This window comes from Pseudomonas sp., assembly GCF_049645325.1.
Classification (GTDB): domain Bacteria; phylum Pseudomonadota; class Gammaproteobacteria; order Pseudomonadales; family Pseudomonadaceae; genus Aquipseudomonas.
Genome location: NZ_JBARTQ010000243.1, coordinates 1 through 3,886 on the forward strand (window position 1 = coordinate 1; position 3,886 = coordinate 3,886).

Annotated in this window: 3 protein-coding genes; 2 read left to right on the forward strand and 1 reads right to left on the reverse strand. The window is 58.3% G+C overall.

Features of this window, described 5'->3' with window-relative positions; genetic code table 11:
• Positions 1-561: 561 nt before the first annotated feature.
• Positions 562-1,227, forward strand: a complete 666-nt coding sequence (locus WBB95_RS10480) for a hypothetical protein (protein ID WP_424487521.1) — start codon at positions 562-564, stop codon at positions 1,225-1,227.
• Here WBB95_RS10480 and WBB95_RS10485 read toward each other — a convergent pair.
• Positions 1,224-2,183: a LysR family transcriptional regulator gene (locus WBB95_RS10485; protein ID WP_424487522.1), complete on the reverse strand. Its 960-nt coding sequence runs from the start codon at positions 2,181-2,183 to the stop codon at positions 1,224-1,226. The two genes, WBB95_RS10480 and WBB95_RS10485, sit on opposite strands and share 4 nt — an antisense overlap.
• A 110-nt stretch (positions 2,184-2,293) precedes the next feature.
• Here WBB95_RS10485 and WBB95_RS10490 point away from each other — a divergent pair, with 110 nt between their 5' ends.
• The gene (locus tag WBB95_RS10490; RefSeq protein WP_424487523.1) at positions 2,294-3,793 is read left to right on the forward strand and encodes a CoA-acylating methylmalonate-semialdehyde dehydrogenase; all 1,500 of its coding nucleotides are present in this window, start codon (positions 2,294-2,296) and stop codon (positions 3,791-3,793) included.
• The last annotated feature ends 93 nt before the right edge of the window (positions 3,794-3,886 follow it).

Here is a 3,886-nt window from a genome sequence, read left to right on the forward strand (position 1 = left end):
AAGCATCCCTTTTGAGTGTTAAGACTTAAGTTCCGTGTCAGTCGTCAACGCTATTTCAGAGCAACAGAGCCCCCTGCCGGGAAGGCGGGTCGTACGGGCATTGAGTAACGGCGGTGAAGGTATTCATGAACGTAGACGGTTGTTGTTGTTTTGCAAGTTCAGCAGTTAAAGGAGATTTAAACAGTGGGTGGGAGAGGGGGCGAACATCTAAACTTAGCGAGTATTTCCAATTAGTTGTATGGCTTTTTGTGGCGTGTCAAGAAGCCGTTGGCAGGGCCCTTTGCACGTAACCGTTTAATAGCGGCGTTGCAAAGTCTGCCCGGTGGATTATTGCGGCTGGCTATAAGTAATTAGTGAGTGGAAGTTGTCGAGAATGATTCCGCTTTAAGCGCGACCTGTCAAAGGGGTACTGTCGGCGCGAGCACCTGCCGTTAGCTCAAATGGCGATTGGGCTCGATCGCAAATTAATATAAGGGACTGTGATTGTTGACAGGTCACGCTGACCAAGCAGTCCGTTAATCTGGAAACTCTTCAGGATGCTGACTCTTAAAAGGGACAAGGATGAAACTTCGTGCATTGTTTGCCGCCATTGCCTGCGCGCTCATTACCTCCTGGGCTTCTGCCGATTCTTTGACATGGAATGACCCTTCCATCAGCGATGGGCCATGCACTTATCCTCCGCCCATTGCGTTTCCAACTCAGATGGTTAACACCTTAAAAGGGTTGCCTCAATTCTTCAGGGTTTACTTACCCTTCGGTAATAAAGCGTATTACCGCTGGATTTATCAGAAAGTTAACGGCGGTGCACCGGCAACGGACGCGTCCGAGATTGTATTAACTAGGCCTCGGGTCACGTTTCCTAACCTGTTGTCGGTACTTTCATTAGCAGTGGGCATTGTTGATGTTTATGGTCCTGTGCCGACAGGCAAGTGGTATCAGATACAGGCCATTCCACTCAACCTGGCGGCCACTGATTTGATTGTGAAAATTGTTTTTCCAAGCCTAGGCGCCGCCCCTTTTGGTTTTGGCGGTGCGAACATTCCATCGCGAACCGTTTGGGCAGATGCTACCGCCTTTGTCGAGTGGCACTGTTTTGTAGGGGACGTTCAAGTGGTGAACGTCGTGTCATTAATGCCGGCCCTGACCAGTGGGCAAGTTTCAGCGATTACCACGTTTCTTCAAGGTTATGGCATTCAACCGCAAAACTTGATGACCATGCCGTACTAAGGTCGCTGCACCTGAGGCGGTGGAACATAGCTGAAACCGCCCGATAGCTTTTCTTTCAAATACGCCACCAGCGCACTCACCGACTTCGGCACATGCGGCGAGTAGGGCCGGATCAAGTAAATTTCATCAGCAAACGCCCCTTTAAGCGTCCAGTCCTTGAGCACTTGCACCAGCTTGCCGCTGGCCAGTGCGGCGTGGGCGCTGAAGTCCGGGAGCAGGGCGATGCCCAAATGGTTGAGCGCCGAGTCGCGCAGGGCTTCGCTGTTGTTGGTGGCGAAACTGCCGGCGATGGGCACGGTGAGGCGTTCGACCTTTTTGCCGCCGCGCTCAAACGTCCAGGCGGGCTGGTCGGTGCCGCGCGGGTAAAACAGGCAATTATGCGCCGTGAGGTCAGCGGGCTCGCGCGGTTCGCCGTGGCGTTGCAGGTAGTCCTGGGTGGCGACCAGCACCGAGCCGGTGTCACACAGTTTCCACGCCACATGGGTTTCCGGCACCTGGAAACCGTGGCGCACCGCCAGGTCATACCCTTCGGCTGCCAGCGAACTCAGTGCATCGGACACGTCCAACTGGATGCGCACTTGCGGGTAGTGCTGCAGGAATTCCGACAGATGCGGCACCAATTGTTGCCGGGCGAACGCCACCGGCGCGGTGAGGCGCACCAGGCCGCGAATTTCCCCGGCCGAGTCGCGCACCGATGAGAAACTGCGCGCGATGTGTTCATAGGCGCTGCGCACGTCGCGCGTCAACGACAGCCCGGCATCGGTCAGCCGCACACTGCGCGTGGTGCGGGTGACCAGGCGCGTGCCGGTGGCTTTTTCCAGGTCGGAAATACGCTGGCTGACTGCCGATTTGCTCACGCCCAAGCGCGCAGCGGCGGCGGTGTAGGTGCCTTGTTCTTCCAGCACTGACAACCAGTGGATATGGGTCCACAGGCCTTCGATCTCGGATTTTTCCATGGGCTTATTGTTCGCATATGAAGACAATCAGTTCTGGATTCTGCTCTGGTTTGGAACAAATCGAAAGCCTATCGTGTGCCTCATCGCTTAACCACCTGGGATCATCTGCCATGACCACCACGATCGAGCACTACATCAACGACCAGCGCGTGAGCCGCGATGATCGCTATCAGGACGTCTACAACCCGGCCACCGGTGAAATCACCGCGCGGGTTGCGCTGGCCAGCCGCCAGACCGTTTCCGAAGCCGTTGCTGCCGCCCAGGCCGCGTTTGCCGGCTGGGCCGACACGCCGCCGATCCGCCGCGCCCGCGTGCTGTTTGAATACCTGCACCTGCTGCGAGAGCGCAAGGACGACCTGGCGCGCATCATCGTCGCCGAACACGGCAAGGTGTTCACCGACGCCCAGGGCGAGGTCGACCGTGGCATCGACATCCTGGAGTTCGCCTGCGGCATTCCCAACCTGCTCAAGGGCGAACACTCCGACCAGGTTTCGCGTGGCATGGACAACTGGACGATGCGCCAGCCCCTCGGCGTCGTAGCCGGCGTGACGCCGTTCAACTTCCCGGTGATGGTGCCAATGTGGATGTACCCGATCGCCATCGCAGCGGGCAACACCTTCATCCTCAAGCCAAGCCCGACTGACCCGAGCGCCTCATTGTTCATGGCTGAGTTGCTGCACGAAGCAGGCTTGCCCAAAGGCGTGTTCAACGTGGTGCAGGGCGACAAGGAAGCCGTGGACGCGCTGATAGAACACCCGGACGTCAAGGCGCTGAGCTTTGTCGGCTCGACGCCGATTGCGCAATACATCTACGAAACCGGCGCGCGTAACGGTAAGCGCGTGCAAGGCCTGGGCGGTGCGAAAAACCACATGGTGGTGATGCCCGACGCCGACATCGAAAAAACCGTCGACGCGCTGATGGGCGCCGCCTACGGCAGTGCCGGCGAGCGCTGCATGGCGATCTCGGTGGCCGTGTTGGTGGGTGATGTGGGTGACAAAGTCATCGCCTCGCTGACCGAACGCGCCAAGCAACTGCGCATCACCGACGGGCGCGACTTGAAAGCCGAGATGGGCCCGATTGTGTCGCGCGCGGCGCTGGAACGCATCAGCGGCTACATCGAACAAGGCGTACAAGCCGGCGCGCAATTGCTGCTCGACGGGCGTGATTACGTGCCCACCGAAGCTGGCCTGGAAAACGGCTTCTGGCTCGGCGCCACGCTGTTCGACCACGTGACCCAAGAGATGAGTATCTACCGCGAAGAAATCTTCGGCCCGGTGCTGGCCTGTGTGCGCGTGAATGACTTTGGCGCGGCGATCAAACTGGTCAACGACCACGAGTTCGGTAACGGCGTCAGTTGCTTCACCCGCGACGGCAACATCGCCCGCGAGTTCGCGCGGCGCATCGAAGTGGGCATGGTCGGCATCAACGTGCCGATTCCGGTGCCGATGGCCTGGCACGGTTTCGGGGGCTGGAAGAAGAGCCTGTTTGGCGACATGCATGCGTATGGCACTGAGGGTGTACGTTTCTACACCAAGCAGAAGTCGATCATGCAGCGCTGGTCGGAGAGCATCGAGCAAGGCGCGGAGTTTGCGATGCCGGTGTCCAAGTAACGTCAGAACACCCTGGATCAAAGGTGGGAGCGGGCTTGCTCGCGAAAGCGGACTGTCAGTCAACGCATCTGTGGCTGACCCACCGTATTCGCG